Origin of the sequence: Stagnihabitans tardus (assembly GCF_009925085.1) — a bacterium.
GTDB lineage: Bacteria > Pseudomonadota > Alphaproteobacteria > Rhodobacterales > Rhodobacteraceae > Stagnihabitans > Stagnihabitans tardus.
On record NZ_JAABNR010000069.1, the window covers coordinates 1 to 1712 of the forward strand.

Sequence of the window (1712 nt, forward strand, 5' to 3'; positions counted from 1 at the left end):
GTGATCCTGACCATGTCGCCGTCGCGGGTTGCGGTGTAGTCGGTGGGGGTTCCGGTCAGGAGGAGGATGTCGCGGCCGCCCTCCCCGGCGATGGCGTCCTGGCCGCGGCCGGGGGTGAAGCGGTCATTGCCCCGGCCTCCGATCAGGAAATCGTCGCGGTCGGTGCCCAGGAGCGCCTCGCCGCCCTCGCCCGCAAACCGGATCGCGCCCTGCTGATACTGCGGCCCCCCGCCCGTGCCGAACCACGAGGCCTGGGTCGCGTTCAGATGCTCGAGCAGATCGCTGCGCGGGCTGTGGTCGCCCAGCGAGGTGTAAAGCCCCCAGGCCCCCCATTTCGAGGGCTGGTCGATCTCGACGAATTGCATGAAGGGCCCGTCCGACAGCCTGGCCCATTCCGCCCAGGAGGCCGCGTAGAGATCGGCGATCTCGGGGCTGCGCATGTAGTCCGACAGGAACCCGGTCAGCAGGGCCTGCTCGGCCTCGCTCATCCCCTGGACCAGCCAGCCATGCAGGATGTGTTGCCCCCCCTCGTAGGACACAAGATCCAGTCCGTAGCGGTCGGCAATCGCCCGGTTGCCCTGCCACCAGGTCACCATCTGCGGCACCGACTGCTTGTAATCGGGATCCATGAGCTTGCCCGTCAGCCAGGCCGCAGCCGCCACCGGATCGGCGCGGACCTGGGCCAGGAGATCGGCGCGCATCTGGGCATCGGAGAGGGTCGCCCCCCCCAGGTAGGTCGCGATGGCCAGGCTGTCGAAGACATCGGACGGCGCCACATAGCCCTCGGGGTCCTTCTCGCGCCACAGCGGCGCCGTCAGAAGCCGCTCGGTCAGCCAGAAATAGCCCGCCTGGGTGCCAAGCACCTTGTCGAGCCGCGCTGGGGCCTGGGCGCCGAAGACCTCGTCCCAGATCAGCGCCGAACGCGCAGCCAGCATGACCTGGTAATCCAGCCAGCGCGCCGCATCCGTCGTGGCCCAGGCCGTCCCGGCCTGTTCCAAAAGCCAGGAGGTCTGGCCATAGCCCCAGTTCCACATCTCGTTGGAATATTCGACATGGACCTTGAGCCCGGGGTCGAGATGGTCGCGCACATAGGTGGCGAAATCGCGGATATAGGCCTCGGAGGCGCCGGCGGGCATGGTGAACCAGGGATCGGCGCCGACCTGGTTGGCCAAGGCCACCATGATCTCGACCGGGGCGCCATGGGCCATGTAGCTCGGATTGGCCGGATCGGCCTGGGCGGCGAGGTCCGACGAGGTCGCCCAGTCGGTCTTCATCCAGTCCTTGAAGCGCAGGACGCGGGCATCCTCGATCAGCGCGAGCCAGTCGGGGTTGAAGATGGCGCCCATGTCGAAGAGCGCCTGGTACTCCTGCCGGACGATCGTGATGTCGCGGATATGGTTGCCATCGTGGTTGGGGTCGGTGGCGGTGATGTCGAGCCGCATCGTGCCGCCCGAAAGGTTGCGGAAGACGATCTCGCCGGGGCGCTGCGAGAGGATCTCGACATCGCCGCCCAGCGAGAGTTTCCCCTCGCCCTCGTGGCGCAGGACATAGGTCCCGGCGCGCGACTGGGCGAGGGCGGGGTCCTCTGCGCTGCCCGTCCAGGCCCAGATCGTGCCGACCGCGACCTTGCCGGGCGGGATGGCCAGGGGCCAGCCGTCTTCGTCGAGCCATCCCCCGGCGGCCAGGGCGGGGTTCAGCATGTCGGAGCCCGA

Annotated in this window: 1 protein-coding gene; it reads right to left on the reverse strand. The window is 68.5% G+C overall.

What is annotated here, in order from left to right:
- Positions 1 to 1700, reverse strand: a 1700-nt coding sequence (locus GV832_RS21595) for a hypothetical protein (RefSeq protein WP_168776918.1), incomplete at its 3' end; no start/stop codon positions are given.
- Between the last annotated feature and the right edge of the window lie 12 nt (positions 1701 to 1712).